The organism is Pseudorhodoferax sp. LjRoot39 (assembly GCF_964253035.1).
In the GTDB taxonomy this organism is placed as follows: Bacteria; Pseudomonadota; Gammaproteobacteria; order Burkholderiales; family Burkholderiaceae_C; genus Pseudorhodoferax.
Genome location: NZ_CAXUQL020000002.1, coordinates 291390 through 307687 on the forward strand (window position 1 = coordinate 291390; position 16298 = coordinate 307687).

General features: G+C 64.3%; 16 protein-coding genes. 2 read left to right on the plus strand and 14 right to left on the minus strand.

Annotated features, from left to right (window positions below; translation table 11 throughout):
- Window positions 1–175 precede the first annotated feature (175 nt).
- The gene (locus tag ACSQ4M_RS36565; protein WP_436194403.1) at window positions 176–1735 is read left to right on the plus strand and encodes a hypothetical protein; all 1560 of its coding nucleotides are present in this window, start codon (window positions 176–178) and stop codon (window positions 1733–1735) included.
- Between the two features lie 49 nt (window positions 1736–1784).
- Window positions 1785–2456: a winged helix-turn-helix domain-containing protein gene (locus ACSQ4M_RS36570; protein ID WP_436194404.1), complete on the plus strand. Its 672-nt coding sequence runs from the start codon at window positions 1785–1787 to the stop codon at window positions 2454–2456.
- Between the two features lie 89 nt (window positions 2457–2545).
- On the opposite strand, the gene ACSQ4M_RS36575 is transcribed toward ACSQ4M_RS36570, so the two are convergent.
- From ACSQ4M_RS36575 to ACSQ4M_RS36640, 14 genes are all read right to left on the minus strand, one after another.
- Window positions 2546–2950 (minus strand): DUF4148 domain-containing protein, encoded by a 405-nt coding sequence (locus tag ACSQ4M_RS36575; RefSeq protein ID WP_436194405.1) that lies wholly within the window; start codon window positions 2948–2950, stop codon window positions 2546–2548.
- 66 nt (window positions 2951–3016) lie between these two features.
- The gene (locus ACSQ4M_RS36580; RefSeq protein ID WP_436194406.1) at window positions 3017–4399 is read right to left on the minus strand and encodes a heavy metal sensor histidine kinase; all 1383 of its coding nucleotides are present in this window, start codon (window positions 4397–4399) and stop codon (window positions 3017–3019) included.
- Window positions 4396–5073, minus strand: coding sequence for a heavy metal response regulator transcription factor (locus ACSQ4M_RS36585; RefSeq protein ID WP_436194407.1), 678 nt, complete (start codon window positions 5071–5073; stop codon window positions 4396–4398). The genes ACSQ4M_RS36580 and ACSQ4M_RS36585 overlap by 4 nt, the downstream gene beginning before the upstream one ends.
- 277 nt (window positions 5074–5350) lie before the next feature.
- Entirely contained in the window at window positions 5351–5896 is a 546-nt protein-coding gene (locus tag ACSQ4M_RS36590; protein ID WP_436194408.1) for a hypothetical protein, read from the minus strand.
- 82 nt (window positions 5897–5978) lie between these two features.
- Window positions 5979–6338, minus strand: a complete 360-nt coding sequence (locus ACSQ4M_RS36595) for a DUF4148 domain-containing protein (RefSeq protein WP_436194409.1) — start codon at window positions 6336–6338, stop codon at window positions 5979–5981.
- A gap of 12 nt (window positions 6339–6350) precedes the next feature.
- Complete coding sequence (locus ACSQ4M_RS36600; RefSeq protein WP_436194410.1) at window positions 6351–6656, minus strand: hypothetical protein; 306 nt, start codon at window positions 6654–6656, stop codon at window positions 6351–6353.
- Window positions 6657–6960: 304 nt separating this feature from the next.
- Entirely contained in the window at window positions 6961–7890 is a 930-nt protein-coding gene (locus ACSQ4M_RS36605) for a cation diffusion facilitator family transporter (RefSeq protein ID WP_436194411.1), read from the minus strand.
- A gap of 60 nt (window positions 7891–7950) precedes the next feature.
- A complete protein-coding gene (locus tag ACSQ4M_RS36610) occupies window positions 7951–8607 on the minus strand; it encodes a DsbA family protein (protein ID WP_436194412.1) in 657 nt (218 codons plus the stop codon).
- Entirely contained in the window at window positions 8604–9020 is a 417-nt protein-coding gene (locus ACSQ4M_RS36615; protein ID WP_436194413.1) for a disulfide bond formation protein B, read from the minus strand. The genes ACSQ4M_RS36610 and ACSQ4M_RS36615 overlap by 4 nt, the downstream gene beginning before the upstream one ends.
- Window positions 9021–9030: 10 nt before the next feature.
- Entirely contained in the window at window positions 9031–9450 is a 420-nt protein-coding gene (locus tag ACSQ4M_RS36620) for a hypothetical protein (protein ID WP_436194414.1), read from the minus strand.
- Window positions 9451–9513: 63 nt separating this feature from the next.
- Window positions 9514–12717, minus strand: coding sequence for an efflux RND transporter permease subunit (locus ACSQ4M_RS36625; protein WP_436194415.1), 3204 nt, complete (start codon window positions 12715–12717; stop codon window positions 9514–9516).
- Between the two features lie 12 nt (window positions 12718–12729).
- Entirely contained in the window at window positions 12730–14292 is a 1563-nt protein-coding gene (locus ACSQ4M_RS36630; RefSeq protein ID WP_436194416.1) for an efflux RND transporter periplasmic adaptor subunit, read from the minus strand.
- A 9-nt stretch (window positions 14293–14301) separates the two neighbouring features.
- Window positions 14302–15573 (minus strand): TolC family protein, encoded by a 1272-nt coding sequence (locus tag ACSQ4M_RS36635; protein WP_436194417.1) that lies wholly within the window; start codon window positions 15571–15573, stop codon window positions 14302–14304.
- A 91-nt stretch (window positions 15574–15664) separates the two neighbouring features.
- Complete coding sequence (locus ACSQ4M_RS36640; protein WP_436194418.1) at window positions 15665–16036, minus strand: DUF2946 family protein; 372 nt, start codon at window positions 16034–16036, stop codon at window positions 15665–15667.
- Between the last annotated feature and the right edge of the window lie 262 nt (window positions 16037–16298).

Below are 16298 nucleotides of genomic sequence, written 5' to 3' on the forward strand. Positions count from 1 at the left end.
ATGTTTCCCGCCGCCAACGTCGCGCGGCATTCCCCGAAACTCTTGCGTGAAAATAACCATAATATCTCTTCCAGATATCCGAAAAGTCATTGGTTCGATTGGAAATTCGAGTGTTGCGTTCGGAGAATCGGCCGCCAGGCGCGGCGTTCCGGTGGACTGCCGTTTTCGAGAAGGAATGCGGCGCTGGCCGCTTGGAAAATCGAACCATATGCGGCGCGAAGATATTCAAACCAGAGTTCTGGCAAAAGCAGGCGATCTCGACGCACGCCTGAAGCTGGGCGAGGCTTACTTGTCTGGTTCGGCGGGAATTGCGCGCAACATTTCCTCAGGCCTGGGCTATTTGCGCCCGGCGCTAACTCAGGCGCCACGCCAGGCGGCTGGTTGCATCGCCCGGTATCTCCAGCTGCAGGAGATCCTGCAGTTCCAACAGCTGCGCGTCCTGGAGCTAGCCGCGGAGCACGACGACGTCGCGCGCATCAAGCTTGCGTGCTGGCGTTTGGTGCGCGCCGAGCGCGAGGACGCGTTGGAGCTTCTGCGACGCTGTGGCGGCCTAGCGGCGCGCCTCCTGCAGTCATGGGGCACGCAGCCCACAATGCCGCGTGCCAGCGAGATGCTGCAGGCTCTTCGCCCGATTCAGCCAATGAACCTGGGCGACGTCGTGGTGCACGAGGCCGGTACAGCGCTGCAGTCCGGGCGGCTCGTACAAGCACTGGCCATGCTGGAGTCCCTTGCGGATACATCGGAACCGGTATCCGCAGCCGCACATGAGCTTGTCGTCGGTGCGGTTCGACGTGCTGAAGAAGGCGGTGTTTCGTTAGGCGGTTTGTCTGTCAGTCTTGTCGAGACATCACTGGACAGTTGCGCCAGCGCGGGGCATCTGTACGCCTCATTCACACTCGGCCGTGCGTTGGCCGGACTGCGTTGCGGCGCTCTGCCATTCGAGCGCCTGGTCGCGGGTACGCAGATGCGCAAGGCGGCAGCCTTGTTGCTACGCGCTGCCGATGGGGGACTGGCGCCCGCCTGGCTGGATTTGTACCGGATCTGTTCCGACTACCGCAACTCCGTGTCCAACCTCTTGATGGCTCGGTTCTGCCTTGAAAAGGCCGCACAGATGGGGATGCCGGAGGCCGAGCGTCGGCTTGGGGCGCTGGAGCTGCGCGAGGCGACGCAGATTGAAGAGATGGAGCGCGCCGTCGCGCTGCTGTTCAGCGCGGCCCGCAAGGACGACGCTCTGGCGCGCACAATGGTGCAGTCCCTGGTGCTACCGGTCGGTGGATCGGAGGACGTCGCACAGGCCGCGATCCGGGATGTGCACCGCACCGCGCCGATGTTGGCCATGCGTCTGCGTCTGGCGCGTTGCTTCGGCTTGACCAAGTTGGAGGCGCTGTCCGTCAATCCTGCCAGCGGTCGCCGACCGTGGGGTTTGGTTGTCGGCAAGAATCCCTTTGTGGTGAAGATGCGGCTCTCTGAGCCGCGCGCCATTCCTGCCGTTTCAGCGCAAGCCCTGCAGTGCCTGGAGCAGGCCGCCGTCATGTTCGGCGCAGGAGATACCGCGGTTGTCGAAGGGTCACCGCGCGCTCGCTCGCTGCAACAGCGCCGGCTTTTCGAGCGCCTAGGCCTGCGCGACGATCTCTTTTTCTCGTCGGCAACGTCGCAGCAGCGCGATGTGATCCGAGTGGGAACCAAATGGGCGCAGCGTCAGCGCGAGACATTGCAACTTGCGTTGGCGGATTGATGAAAGGGCGGATGCTTCCGCCGCGCCCACGAGCGGATGGTGCATGTGCATGAGAGTGCTGGTCGTTGACGATCGGCCCGCGCTGGCACCTGCGCTGTGCGAGGGCTTGCGGCAAAGCGGCATGGCGGTGGATGTAGTCGACTCCGGCATGGAGGCGCGCGACCTTCTGCTGCAGCGCAATTACGGGATTGTGGTGTTCGCATCGCGTCAGCTCGGGGAAGCCGACCTCTCCACGCTGAAAGCCCTACGGGTGTCAACCAACGCGCCGGTCATCGCGGTCATCGCGCAAGACAGCGTGGAAGACCGTGTGCGATGCTTGGACAACGGTGCCGACGACGTGCTCACGCACCCAGTGGCCATCGAGGAGTTCCTTGCACGCATCCAACTGCAAGCTCATCGCACCCGCGATGCACCGCGCGGAGGCCCGCTGGTACTGGCAGATCTTGCACTCGATCTTCCGCGCAAGCGTGCCGAGCGATCTGGACTTAGGTTGGACCTCACACGCAAGGAGTACGCCTTGCTGATGCTGCTGGTCTCACGCTCTGGCGAGATTGTCTCCCGTGCCACGTTGGCCGAGCAGATCTGGGACATGCCTTTCGACCCTACTGCCAACGTAATCGATGTGGCGATACGCCGGCTGCGGCGCAAGCTGGACGACCCGTATCCGGTCAAGCTGCTGCATACGGTGCGCGGGCTGGGCTACGTACTTGAGCAGCGGTGAGACGCATGCGCCGCTCGTCGCCAGGAACGCCGCGCTGACCAGGTCAGCGGCTCCGCCGCGCGGGCGTTCTGATGCGACGGAGCAGGGCTTCAGCGGTGCGTCGCGCGGCTAGCGCCCAGATCCGCGCCCTCGCCGGTCGGCATAGGCCCGTGGATGGCCAAGTCGCGTAGAACCTCTGCGCGCGTGAGCGTACTCGTGCTCGGGCCCACCTGGAACACATCGCCGACCTCTCCTGTCGCCGGCAGTGTCCCCATCGCGCGCGCCTTCAGAAACTCAGCGCGGACTTCGGCGCGCGTCAGAGAGCTGGTGCCTGACGTGACCGGAGGCACGTAACCCACTTCGCCCGTGGGCGGAAGTCGGCCTTCGGCACGGGCTTGCAGATACTCGGCGCGCACCTGCTCGCGCGTGAGGGGTTGGTGGTCCATGGCCTGGGCCTGGCCGACGGCGGCCAACAGGCCGAGGGTGGCGACGAGGACGAAGCGGGTGCGGGACATGAGGTTCCTTTCTTGCGATGGCCTGCGCGGGATGTGCGCATGCCCTGCAGTTTCGGAACCCAGGCCTCAGGATTGGGGACGCTCCGGTGACGGTTTTGTCATGGTCACGCCGTCCGCGATCCACAGGCCGATGCGCGTGCGTCCCGCAGCGGAGTGGGCCAGCGTGCCCCCCTGGTGCATGTGCGCGATGGCTGCAACGATGGACAAACCCAGCCCGTGGTTGCGGTCAGCGTGGCTCCGCGCTGGATCGGCACGGAAGAACCGATCGAAAAGGCGCGGTAGATGTTCAGGCGCGACAGTTTGGCCCTCGTTTTCGACCGCGACCTCGACGCGGCCTGAACCATCCTCGACGATCTGCAAGACCACCATTGAGCCCGGCGTGGCGTGGCGCACAGCGTTGCTCAGCAGGTTGGAGAGCGCCCGCTGCAGCAGCCGTGTATCGGCCTGCACTGCCGCATCACCGTCGATCCTCAGCGAGAGACCAGCTTCCTCCAATGTGGCCTCATGGAACTCGGCGACATCGGCCGCCAGTGCGGCCAAACTGGCAACGGGCTCGCGACGCGCGCCGACGCCACGGTGCGCGCGCGACAGGAAGAGCATGTCAGCGACGATGCGTGCCAGCCGGCCCAACTCCTCGAGATTGGAACCCAGTACCTCTTGGATCTCAGGCAGGCTGCGTGCCTTGCGCAGCGCCAACTCGCTGCTGCTGATCAAGATGGTCAGTGGCGTGTTGAGTTCGTGTGCCACGTCTGCGTTGAAAGCCTCCATTTGCGCATAGGCGGCAGACAGGCGACCCAGCAGCTCGTTGAATTGCGTAATCAAGGGTTGCATTTCGGCCGGCTGTGCCGAGCCGTCGAGCCGTCGTTGCAGGGTATCGGCTTCGAGCCGGCGAGTCTGGGCAACAAGATGGTGCAGCGGCTTCAAGTTCCAACGCACCAGGGCGAATCCGCCGGCGGAGACCATCGCCGCCCCGCCGAAAGCGGCCAGCACGAGTATCCAGCCGATGCGTCGAAGCAGGGCCGTATCGGCACTGGTGTCCAACTCCAAGGACATGCGTACCGGTCCTGCAAAGCCCGGGATCGACAGGTCGACGACGTGTGCATGCGCGCCGGTGCTGCTGATGGCTCCCTGGAGAGGCCGGTCGAATACGGTCTTGCCTTGAGCATCGGACAGTGTCAGGCCGACATCGGCATGCCCGGCCAGCATGGCTTCGAGGAGGTGTGACAGGTCTTGGGGGCGTCGGCCTGTATTCTCCAGCGCGACCTGATCGCGTACCGCCTGCTCTTTCTGTACCAGGGTGGCGTGTTGGCGCTCGCGAAGCGTCCAGTCCATCGCCAGATAGAGCGCTCCGCAGACCAGGCCCAGTCCAGCCATCGATTGCAAGGCGAGCCACAGTGACAACCGGGCGCCGAGGCTGCGCCGCCTTGAGTCTGTCCCGGTGCGTATCACGAGCGCGCCTCGAGCACATAGCCCATGCCACGCACGGTGTGCAGCAGAGCCTGCTCGAACGGCTGGTCGAGCTTGCCGCGCAGGCGACGCACGGCGACCTCAACGACGTTGGTCTCGCTGTCGAAATTCATGCCCCAGATCTGGGCCGCGATTTCGGTACGTGACAAGACGGCACCCTGACGCCGCAGCAACAATGTCAGCAGGCTGAACTCCTTGTTGGTGAGCTCGATCCGCTGCCCGGCCCGCGTGACGCGTCGGCGAATGAGGTCGACCTCCAGGTCGGCCAACCGCAACAGCGCAGTCTCAGTGGACTGCGGCGACGCGCGCCGCAGCAGCACCTGGATACGCGCCACGAGCTCCGAGAAGGCGAATGGTTTGACCAGGTAGTCGTCAGCACCGCCGCGCAGTCCGCGCACGCGGTCCTCGATCTCGCTGCGGGCGGTCAGCATCAACACCGGTGTCTGCTGGCTTTGGCGCAGTGCGGCCAGCACGGCGAGACCATCCAGACCCGGCAGCATGCCATCCAGGAGGATCAGGTCGTAGCGGTGCAGTGACGCCGCTTCCAGACCTGTCACGCCGTCATGTGCCATGTCGACTGCGAAGCCTTCTTCGCGCAAGCCCTTCTGCAGGTACTGGGCCAGTTTGACTTCGTCTTCGATGATCAGGATCTGCATGGTGGAGTTGGCTAGTGCGAGGGTAGGCCCCATTGTCACAAGCTCAGAATGCACATGTGCGGCTGCGGTCGGCACCCCGACGCCCGCACAGGAATGCCGGCTGTGGTGACACCCCACCACATGCTCGGCGAATTCAAGTTGACCCAGTCCGCACCGTCCTGGGGAATAGGCCTCAGCTTGCAACGAGGGGGCCGAGGCGGTAGCTGTCGACACACGAGGCGAGGACAACTCGGACATGTGACGGCAACCACAGCAACAACAGTTCAAGCGCGCAGCTTCAACGTTGCTTTAGGTCCGCAACCAGTCTCGTCTTCCTAGCCCGCTCGCGGATCTCTGCCTGTGGTTCGTTCGCCCATTCGTAGGTGCTGCCCCAAGCCCAGGACGTACCACGCAGTCGAACGAAGCGCAGTTCCCCGGCAGCGCCCTCGACGCGCGTTTCGCGACGTAGCCCTTCGTACGCGAAGGTCAGGTCGTGACGACCTGGCTTGAGCCGCATGCGAACCATCGTGTCTGGCAAAGTTTCGATCGCAGGGCCGCCATCCACATCGAGCTTCAGCACGTTGGCCCCGTCCCCCCAATTCTGCCGCACCACGTAGACCGTCAGGAGCGTGGGGTCTGCTTCGAACAGCTTGGCCTCCGCGTCCGCGGCCAGCGATGGCGCCGGAGCTGTGGTGCAGGGACCCTTGCGGTAGCGGTCGACCTTGCTTTGGTAGCAATGGGGTGCCGCGATGGATGGATCGGGTGCAGGCGGTGTCGCGCACCCAGCCAGGACCCATGCCATGCCAACGACCACCGCTGCGAATGCCAATCTCTGCCGATTCATGTCAGCCTCCTTCAACGAAAAGGCTCAACTTGTCACCAGTGGTCAGGCCTCGGGCGGCACCGTGTCAGTCGACGCCGGCGGCCTACAACTCACCACCGGGCAATGTGCCGGCGCGCATGGCGGCCACGGCTTGCGCCCGCACTTCCGCGCGGGTGGTCGTCGTGCCCGATTTCTGCTTCAGTTCGAACGACGATCCTTCACCAGAGGGGAAGGGACCGTTCACGCGCAGGTCCTGAAGCACCTCTGCCCGCGTCAAGGCACGGCCCGTCGTTGCAGGTTCGGGCCAGCTTCCGGCCTCACCGAAACCAGGAAGCTGTCCTTGGGCCTGGGCTTTGAAGAACTCGGCGCGTACCTGCTCGCGCGTCGGTGACGCAGACTGTGCCTGGGCAGCGACGCCGATCAGCGCCAGGGCCGCGACCATGATGGACTTATTCAACAGCATGATGGTTCTCCCTTAGACCTTGCCACCAACCAGAGTGCCCGTGCGCACGGTGTTGACCGCTTCGGCATGGACCTCAGCGCGGCTGCGCAGACTTCTGGCTTGTTGAGCACCCATATCCGTCCCCTCCGCGGTTGAGACAGGGCCATCGGCTGCGAGGGCCTGCAGTACCTCCGCACGGCTGACCGTGCTCGGCGCGCTGGTGACGGGAGGCACGTAACCGACCTCACCTGTCGCCAAGCTCCAATCACGTGATTGCGCCTGGGCGCTGGCGCCGACCAGCGCGAGAGCGACAAGGACGGCAGCGGATGTGAACTTCATGGTGTTTCCTTTGTTGCGGGTAGCGCGAACTGCGCATGACGCAAGTGTGAAAACCCAAACCTCTGCTTGACGTACCTGTCGATGACATTTGCGTCATCTGCGTTGGCACTGGAACCCTGCGACCAATGCGCGCTTTCCATGCGAAGCTGGACCGCATGGCACCGAGGCGAGCGAGCGATATCTCCGCAAACAGGGGCGGCTGCCGCGGGCGCTACCAAGGCATTTGGTTCGATGGGGCCACTTGCAGTGGCTGGAAAGACCACAGCGAGGTGCGCCGCCGGCGCCCATCTTGCCTATGGGTGGCTCAATGCTCGACGCCCGCAATGCTGCCGGGAGGATCCACCTGCACAGTGACGTGCGAGATAGCATACCGATCGAGAAGACGTGCAGCTACCAACGCCGGCAGCGTCAATGAATCGATACCAGGTGACGGTGTGACATGGATGGTGGCCACCACGCGATCGTCCGTCAGTGTCCAGGCATGGAAATGACCCGCCTCGCCCACCTCCGGCAAGGCTGCAACGTCTGCTTCTGCGGCCTTTGCATCCAGTCCTCGCGGTGTTGCCTGAAGCAAGACTAAGATCGAGTCGGACAAAAGACTCCAGGCTGACCGAACCACTAGGACAGCCACGAGCACCGAGAGGATGGGGTCCAGCAATGTCCAGCCGGTCAGCATGATCCCGATGGCCGCGCCGATGGCTCCGACCGATCCAAGGAGATCGCCCATGACGTGCAACAAGGCACCTTTCAAGTTTCCGTCGCCACGGTTGCCGCGCCACAGTATCCACGCCCCCACCAGATTCACCAGCAGGCCGATGCCCGCGACGGCTAGCATGGGGCCCGCCAGCACTTCCGATGGCGTTCGCAAGCGTGAGATCGCTTCCCACGTGATCCACACCACCAGGAGCAGCAGCGATGCGCCGTTGGCCATGGCAGCCAGGACCCGCACACGGTGGAATCCATAGGTTCGAACCATGTCAGGTGCCCTGCGAGCGACGCGGTAGGCGATCAATGCCAGCAGCAGCGCAGCAGCGTCGGACACCATGTGTCCCGCATCGGCGATTAAGGCGAGCGACCCTGAGAACCATCCTCCGACCGCCTGGACGCCGGCGTACCCAGCGGTCAGCAGAAAGACGAGCCTGATGCGCTTCTCGTTGTCCGAGGAGACCGGTGCAGCATGGGTGTGTGTCCCGTCGGCGTGGTCATGTCCATCATGACCAGCGTGGTTGTTCATGCTTGATCTCCCCCTAGTTCATACATTTCTCGCCAGCGCGCTACCCCATGCCCGCATGGCCTACTTTTTGGCAGCGGCGACCTCTTGCGCAACCAGCGCAGCCAGTTGTTCGGCACCGAAGCTAGGCAAGGGGCGACCGTTGACGAAAAACGTAGGTGTCTTGTTGACACCCAATGCCTTCAGATCTTGCACGTCTTGCTGCAGCACGGCATCGATCGAGGCGGACGCGGCGTCCTGCAGTGCCTTCTGCACATCCAGGCCAGCCAGCTCTGCTGCCTTGTACGCCAACTCGAGGTTCGGATTTCCGTGGTCCGCCCACTGTGGCTGCGCGGCCAGCACACCCTCAAGGACAGGCCAATACTTTCCTTGCTGCTTGGCTGCTTCCAGCAGCTTGACGACCTGATCGGAGCCTTGGTGGAATGGTGCATAACGAATCACCAGCTTGAGGTCCTTGGGATACTGCGTCATCAGTCCTTTGACGATGGGGTAGAAGGCGCGGCATGTCTCGCAGGCGGGATCGAAGAACTCGACAAGCGTGACCGCTGCGTCCGGTGGACCCAGGACTGGCGAATGCGTGCGCACCAGACGCTCGGCATGTTGATTGGCCGCGTTCTCCTGTGAGGTTCGCGCACTGCCTTGGTAGGCCCTCATGCCGAAGAAGAAGGCTGCGCACACGAGCAACAGCAGCCCAGCGACGGTCAGTTTTTTGGTGTTCATGGTCGCGTTTTGCGCAGGTAGATGAGCAACAGGCCAGCGATTGCGACAAACGCCGCAAGTGACAGCCACGGGATCTGGATGCCATTCAGGATCTCCAGCTTCTGGTCGCTGCAAGACGCAGCGGCATCGCAGGGCACCCAACCCCGGGGAATCCATCCGGCGACCAGCATCGTGTGGTAGCTCGCCATGCCAGTACCTGCCAGCGCGAACGGCATGGAGTACACGGCACCCCTGCGGTCTGCGCCATAGCAGGCGATGCCCAACACGACGGCCAACGGGAACATGGCAATGCGCTGGTACCAGCACAACACGCAGGGTGTCATCCCCATGATCTCGCCGATGAACAGCGCCGCTGCCGTACTACCCAGCGCGAGCATCCAGGCCAGCAGCAGCAGCGTCCAGTGGCGATGCATGCGAGAACGATCAGGGCAGGGTAAACCGTGCCGTCAAGGCTGGCTTGGCCTTCAGATGGACTACCACGACCGCCTTGGTGCCGGCCGGCACGGTGAACGCACCCTTGGCCCGCAGCGCGTTGTCCCCAGGTGCCAGCGCGACCTCCTGCTTCTTGGTGCCTGACAGCATCGTCAGCTTGGCAGTCGCGCCTGCCAGGTCCACAGGCTTACCGTGGTCGCTGACATACAGCGCCGCCTCGCCGTCCTTCGCGACGAGTTCGTAGTTGACATCCTTGACCACCGCGACCACGCCTCCATGCAAGGCCTTGGCCTCGTGTGGATGGGCTTCGGCGCCCTTGGCGTCATGTGCGTGCCCCTTGTGGTCATCGGCGGCATGGGCGACGCCTGTGAGAGCAAGTGCCGCAACCGCGGCGGTGATGAGAGTTTTCAAGTTGGTTACTTTCAGGATGCGCCCTCGTCAGAAGGGCCGTGCGAGGGCGATCACGGCGTGCTTCTAGTGAGATGGTTGGGCCGGCACCAGAGGAGCGTGGTGCGCGACGTCCTGCCGCGCCGCTTCCTCTTCTTCCTCGTCTCGCCGGTAGGCCAGCCGATACAGCACCGGCAGTACCAAAAGCGTCAAGGCGGTGGACGACAGGATGCCGCCGATCACCACGGTGGCCAGGGGTCGTTGCACCTCAGCACCTGTGCCGGTGGCGATCGCCATCGGTACGAAACCCAGGGACGCCACCAACGCCGTCATCAGCACTGGCCGTAGGCGGGTCAATGCGCCTTCCCGGATCGCGTGGTCCAGTGTCGCGCCTTCCTCGCGCAGGTTGCGGATGAAGGAAATCATCACCAGCCCGTTGAGTACCGCCACGCCGGACAGCGCGATGAAACCCACCGCCGCCGTGATCGACAGCGGGATGTCGCGCAGCCAGAGCGCCAGGATGCCCCCGGTCAGCGCGAACGGGATGCCCGTGAACACGATCAGGCCATCCTTGAGGTTGCCGAACATGGCGAACAGCAGGGTGAACACCAGCAGCAGGGCCACGGGCACGACGATCTGCAGCCGGCGCGTGGCCGATTGCAAGTTCTCGAACTGCCCGCCCCAGGTGGTCCAGTATCCGCTGGGGATCTTCACCTGCTGCTGCAGCGCGGCGCTGGCTTCGGTCACGAACGAGCCCAGGTCGCGGCCGCGCACGTTGGCGCTGACCACGATGCGGCGCTTGCCGTCTTCGCGGCTGACCTGGTTCGGACCCGGCGCCAGCTCCAGCGTGGCCAACTCGGACAAGGGAATGAAGCTGACACGGCTGGCGCCCGTCGCGCCGGTGGCGGGCAACGCGATGGGCAGGCGCCGGATCGCGTCCAGGTTGCCGCGCACGTTCTCGGGCAGGCGCACGACGATGTCGAAGCGACGGTCACCTTCGAACAGCGTGCCCGCGCCGCGTCCGCCGATGGCGGTGGCGATGGTGTCCTGCACATCCGCGATGTTGATGCCGTAGCGCGTGGCCTTTTCGCGATCGATGTTCACCGTCAGCATGGGCAGCCCGGTGGTCTGCTCCACGTTGACCTCGGCGGCGCCCGGAATGGCGTTGAGCACCGTCTCGATCTCGCGCGCGTTCTTGTTCAGCACGTCCATGTCGTCACCGAACACCTTGACCGCCACGTCGGCCCGCACGCCCGACACGAGTTCGTTGAAGCGCAGCTGGATGGGCTGGGAGAACTCGTAGTTGTTGCCGGGTATCTTGGCCACCACCTCCTGCACCTGCTCGACGATCTGCTGGCGCGTGCGCTTGGGCTCGGGCCACTCGCTCTCGGGCTTGAGCATGACGTAGGCGTCCGAGATGTTGGGCGGCATCGGGTCCGACGCGATCTCGGCTGTTCCGGTCCGCGCAAAGATCCGCTCGATCTCCGGAAACTTGGCTTTCAGCGTGCGTTCCAGTTGCTGCTGCATCTGGACCGACTGCGTCAGGCTGGTGCCCGGGATCCGCAGCGCCTGGATCGCGAAGTCGCCTTCGTTCAGGTTCGGAATGAACTCGCTGCCCAACTTGGAGGCCAGCAGCCCGGACAGCACGATGGCGATGCCCGCGACGGTCAGTACCACGGCCTTGGCCTCGAGGACACGCTCCAGTAAGGGCTTGTACACCTTCTTGGCCCACAGCATCAGGATGTTCTCCTTCTCCGCGACCTTGTTGCCGATGAACAGCGCGACGGCGGCGGGAATGAAGGTCACCGACAGGATCATGGCGCCCAGCAGCGCGATCACCACGGTAAGAGCCATCGGGTGGAACATCTTGCCCTCGACGCCCGTGAGCGCAAAGATCGGCAGGTACACGATCATGATGATGAGCTGCCCGAACAGCAGCGCTCGACGCGCTTCCTGGGACGCGGCGAACACTTCGTGGAAGCGCTCCTTGCGCGTCAGTGGTCGCCCAAACTTGGCCTGCGCATGGGCCAGCCGGCGCACGCAGTTCTCCACGATCACCACGGCGCCATCGACGATGATGCCGAAGTCCAGCGCACCCAGACTCATCAGGTTGGCACTGACCTTCTGGTTCACCATGCCGGTGAAGGTGAACAGCATGGACAGCGGGATCACCATGGCGGTGATCAGCGCGGCGCGCAGGTTGCCCAGGAACAGGAACAGCACCACGATCACCAGCACCGCTCCTTCGAGCAGGTTCTTCTTGACCGTCTCGATGGCCTTGTCCACTAGCACGGTGCGGTCGTAGACGGTGATGGCCTCCACGCCCTCAGGCAGGTTGCGGTTGATCTCCTCCATCTTCTTGGCCACGGCCTGGGAAACGACGCGGCTGTTCTCGCCGATCAGCATGAAGACGGTTCCTAGTACCACCTCGCGCCCGTTGTCGGTAGCCGCACCCGTTCGCAGTTCCTGGCCGATGTCAACCGTGGCTACGTCACGCACCCGCACCGGTGTGGCACCGGCGTGGGAAAGGATGACGTTGCGCAGATCCTCCACGCCGCGGGCCTGGCCCGGCGCGCGGATCAGGTACTGCTCGCCCCGTCGCTCGATGTATCCGGCGCCGACGTTGGTGTTGTTGCGCTCCAGTGCTGTGACGAGATCGCCCATGGACAGGCCGTAGGCCGACAGCCGCTCCGGGTTCGGCGCGATCTGGTACTGCTTCTCGTAACCGCCGATCGAGTTGATCTCGGTGACACCAGGAACATTGCGGAGCTGCGGCTTGATGATCCAGTCTTGGATCTCGCGCAGGTCGGTCGAGGTGTACGGCGTGCCGTCGGGCTTCTTCGCGCCGTCCTTGGCTTCGACCGTCCACAGGTAGATCTCGCCCAGGCCGGTCGAGATCGGCCCGACCATAGGGTGGACGCCCTCCGGCATTTCGCCGACGGCGGACTGAAGCCGTTCGTTGACGAGTTGCCGTGCGAAGTAGACATCGGTACCGTCCTTGAAGATCACGGTGACCTGCGACAGCCCGTAGCGCGACAGCGAACGGGTCTGCAGCAGCCCGGGCAGTCCCGACATGACCGTCTCGATCGGGAACGTCACGCGCTGCTCGGCCTCCAGCGGCGAGTAGCCCGGCGCGCCCGTGTTAATCTGAACCTGGACGTTGGTGATGTCCGGGACAGCGTCGATGGGCAGCTTCTGGTAGTTGTAGACCCCGAGCCCTGCCATGGCCAGCACGGCCAGCAGAACCAGCCATCGCTGTTCGATGGCGAAGCGGATGATGCGTTCAAACATGGGTGGGCGACCTCAATGGGTGTGCGTCGCCGAGCTCTTGCCCTGCTCCGACTTGACGACGAAGCTGCCGGCCGCGGCGACGGAAGCGCCGGGCTTGAGTCCGCTCAGGATCTCCACGCGCTTGCCGTCGGTGCGGCCGGTCTGCACCGGTTGCGGCACGAAGCCGCCAGGCACCTTCAGGAACACGACGGGTTTGTCGTCCAACGTCTGCAGCGCGGACGATGCCACCGTGACCGCGGACGGCTTTTCGGCCGCCAGCACTTCCACCGTGACGAACAATCCCGGGCGCCAGGCGCCCTGCGGATTGGGCAGGACCACGCGCGCCGGTGCGGTGCGAGTCTGCTCGCCGATCAGCGAGCCGACGTAGGCCACCGTGCCGTTGGCCACCGCATCGGAGGCGCCGGCGCGCACGACGACGCGCTCGCCGACGCGGACCTGTGCCAGATCACGCGCGGCGACGCTGAGCTCGGCCCAGACGCTCGACAGGTCGGACAGAGTGAACACGCTGGCGTCCTCCTTGACGGCTTCGCCAAGCGCGATGTGCTTCTCGACCACCATGCCATCAAAAGGCGCGCGCAGTTCCAGACGCCCCAGCGCTCCGCCGCTCGTGGACGCACCCAGGGTCTGGAGCTTCTGCGTGGCGTTGGCGACCGTGATTTCCGCTTCACGCAGGGCTTGCCGCGCCTGCAGCACGTCCTGCTCGGGCGAGATCTTCTGCTGCCACAGGCTTTGCTCGCGCTCGTAGGTCGTTTGCGCCAGTTCGCGCCGCCGCTGTGCGGCTTGCAGTTCGGAGCGTGTCTCCGACACGGCTGCGCTGGAGATCACGGCCAGAACCTGTCCCTTCTTGACCTGCTGGCCCAGGTTGGCCTGTACGCTCTCGACCACGCCGGCCACCCGCGGCACGATGTGCGCCGTGCGGTCTTCGTTGAATTTGATCTCGCCCGGAAACTGCAGCGCACTGCGGATGGTGGCCGGCACGCTGGTGTCCAAGGAGATGCTGGCCGCCTGGATCTGGGCGTCCGTCATGTTGACCTTGCCCTCTTGCTGGGAAAACGAGAACAGGTAGGGTTCCTTGGGCGTCTGCACGGCGACGGAGGCGTCGAAGATGTGCGGTTCGGGGACGGTCTGCGCACTGGTCAACACCTGGCCTGCGGGCCGCAGCGTGACCTCCTGCTCGTCGCCGTTCGGCCGGGTGAGCGTCACCGCCACCTCGGTGCCGGTGAGCGGCATCGGTTGCTTCTTGTCGTACAGCCAGGACTTGAATCGGGGCTCACCGCCTTCCTCAACCAGCAGCAGCTCCAGGCCGAAGTCTCCTTCGGTGAACAACTGTCCGCCGTTCGGCCCTTTGGGCATGGCGTCTTCCGCATGTCCGCCGGCTTCTTCCGCGTGGCCGTGCCCGTCGTCCTTGCCGGATTTGGCACCTTCTTCATGGCCGTGGCTGTCGCCAGCCGGCTTCGTGCCTCCGCTGCGCAGGATCAACGCGCCGAGGATGGCGCCGAAAATCAGGAGCAGAACGATGATGATCAGTTGTTTGCGGCCGGGCTTGCCGGACGCCGATGGCGATGCGTTGGACATGGTCTGGCCTCAGGGAATGGAAACGGAGACGCCCAGCAGGCGGTCAAGGTCGGTGGCGGCGCGGTGCGCTTCGGCGACCGAGCGCAGGTATTGCGCGCGCGCTTGGAGAAGACTGCGCTGCGCGTCCAGGGCTTCGAGGTAGTCGAACTTGCCCAGTTCGAAGCCTTTGCTGGCGGCATCGAAGGCGCTCTGGGCGCCAGGCAGGATCTCCGCTTGCACGGCCGCTACTTCGGCCGATGCCGTGGCCTGGCGCTCGCGCGCCACGGCGACATCAGCTCGCAGACGCAACTCGATGGCCCGCGCCTCGTCTTCTGCCTTGTCCTGGCGTCGCAGAGCCTCAAAGATGGCACCGCGGTTGGTGTCGAAGACCGGCAGCGGGATGGAGATACCGATCACGGCCTGGTTGCGCCCTTGGTCCTGCGCGCGCTTGATGCCGGCATTGACGGTGATGTCCGGTACGCGTTTGGCGCTCTCCAGGTCCGCCAGTGCAGCAAGGCGCCGCACTTCCAGCCTCGCCTGTCGCAACGCGGGCGCATCAGCGATGCGCTGCTCCAGTGCCTCCTGCGGCAAGAGAGCCGGCAGCGTCAAGGCATTGCCGTCCAAAGCGGAAACCGCCGAAGCCTGCGCCATCAGCGACCGCAGTTCCTGCAAGCTGTTCTGCAACTCGCCTTGCGCCTGGATCAGTTCGAGCCGCACGTTCGCCTCCGCGACTTTTGCCCGGGTCTCCTCGACGGGAGAGACCTTGCCGGATATCACGCGTTTGCTGCCGGTCTGGGTACCTGTCCGGGCCAAGTCCAGGGAAGCTTGCGCCAGTCGAACACGCTCTTGCGCGATCAGAGAGGTGAAGAAAGCTGCCGTGACGTTGGCGCGCAACTCGGCCTGCTTGGCGTCCAGCTGTGCACGTGCCAGTTCGGTTGCGCGGTCGGCCGCGGCGATGCGGGCGCCGCGCTTGCCACCCAGTTCGAATGGCTGGCTCCACATCACAGTGGTGGTTCGGGTGTCTCGCCGCAGGTCTTCCACCTCGACGCTCAGCGACGGATTCTGGTAGGCCGCCGCCTGAGTGCGTGCACCTTCGGTCGCCTCGATCTCACGCCGTGCCGCGGAGAGATCGGGATGGTTTTGCAAGGCCGTCTGCACTGCAGCAGCCAGCGTCAGCGGCGGCGCGGAGCTAGCTTGCGCGACTGAAACAGGCGCGGCGCTGGTGCCTACGGATTGGGCGAGCACGCTCGCGCTCGCGAAAGCCGTCAGCGCAAACGCCAGCGGCACAGAAAACCTGCACATCGAATTCTCCAGTCAAAGGGAAGGACAAGGGAATCCGGCGCGCGTCGTCAGAGCAAGATGTGGCCTGAAAAAGAGTCGAACACGCGCCGGGTCAGTTGGCGCGCGTCCATTTGGGGCGTTCGATGTCGGGCTCGTTGCGGTAGCTGTAGAGGTCCCGCGGAGGGGCTCCCAATGCTGCAGCCTGAGCAGGCGTGCCAACGCTCACCGAGGCAAACGGCAGTTGGGCAATGTTGGCGTGGCAGTAGCTGCAGTCGGCGTGAAGCTGGGCCGGAGCATTGTCTGAGGCCTCCTCTGGAGCCCCTGCCTGCTGATCGGCCGAATCGGTCGCCGCATGTTGATGGGCATGGTGCCCAACATGAAAGGAAGCAGGCGCCGCCTCGTGCTGGCAATAGACGGCCGCAGCTGACCAGGCGAGCTGGACTGGCAGCATGAAACCGATGAAAAGCAGCAACCAACGCGTCACGGTGCGCGATCTTATCGGGTCAGAGTGACAGGAGTTGCCATGTGTACGCAGACATGACTAGCTTCGGTCATCGCCGCGCTTCTAGGGTTGGTTCGTTCATTGATCGGGGCAAGTCGGCCGTCTGGGTACGGGCAGTCTATTCGGCGAATCCAACCGTTCATGTGCTTGAAGATTGCATTTTTGTCATCTTCATGGGCCTCCGACAGCACACACAGACACGTCGTGTATCGATGTTCCCGTGGATTCTGAGCACGTTGCTCAC

Excerpts from the sequence above, each read along its gene's own strand:
- ACSQ4M_RS36565 (WP_436194403.1), top strand. The coding sequence starts at position 176 with ATGCGGCGCTGGCCGCTTGGAAAATCGAACCATATGCGGCGCGAAGAT.
- ACSQ4M_RS36570 (WP_436194404.1), top strand. The coding sequence starts at position 1,785 with ATGAGAGTGCTGGTCGTTGACGATCGGCCCGCGCTGGCACCTGCGCTG.
- ACSQ4M_RS36575 (WP_436194405.1), bottom strand. The coding sequence starts at position 2,950 with ATGTCCCGCACCCGCTTCGTCCTCGTCGCCACCCTCGGCCTGTTGGCC.
- ACSQ4M_RS36585 (WP_436194407.1), bottom strand. The coding sequence starts at position 5,073 with ATGCAGATCCTGATCATCGAAGACGAAGTCAAACTGGCCCAGTACCTG.
- ACSQ4M_RS36590 (WP_436194408.1), bottom strand. The coding sequence starts at position 5,896 with ATGAATCGGCAGAGATTGGCATTCGCAGCGGTGGTCGTTGGCATGGCA.
- ACSQ4M_RS36595 (WP_436194409.1), bottom strand. The coding sequence starts at position 6,338 with ATGCTGTTGAATAAGTCCATCATGGTCGCGGCCCTGGCGCTGATCGGC.
- ACSQ4M_RS36600 (WP_436194410.1), bottom strand. The coding sequence starts at position 6,656 with ATGAAGTTCACATCCGCTGCCGTCCTTGTCGCTCTCGCGCTGGTCGGC.
- ACSQ4M_RS36605 (WP_436194411.1), bottom strand. The coding sequence starts at position 7,890 with ATGAACAACCACGCTGGTCATGATGGACATGACCACGCCGACGGGACA.
- ACSQ4M_RS36610 (WP_436194412.1), bottom strand. The coding sequence starts at position 8,607 with ATGAACACCAAAAAACTGACCGTCGCTGGGCTGCTGTTGCTCGTGTGC.
- ACSQ4M_RS36615 (WP_436194413.1), bottom strand. The coding sequence starts at position 9,020 with ATGCATCGCCACTGGACGCTGCTGCTGCTGGCCTGGATGCTCGCGCTG.
- ACSQ4M_RS36625 (WP_436194415.1), bottom strand. The coding sequence starts at position 12,717 with ATGTTTGAACGCATCATCCGCTTCGCCATCGAACAGCGATGGCTGGTT.
- ACSQ4M_RS36630 (WP_436194416.1), bottom strand. The coding sequence starts at position 14,292 with ATGTCCAACGCATCGCCATCGGCGTCCGGCAAGCCCGGCCGCAAACAA.
- ACSQ4M_RS36635 (WP_436194417.1), bottom strand. The coding sequence starts at position 15,573 with ATGTGCAGGTTTTCTGTGCCGCTGGCGTTTGCGCTGACGGCTTTCGCG.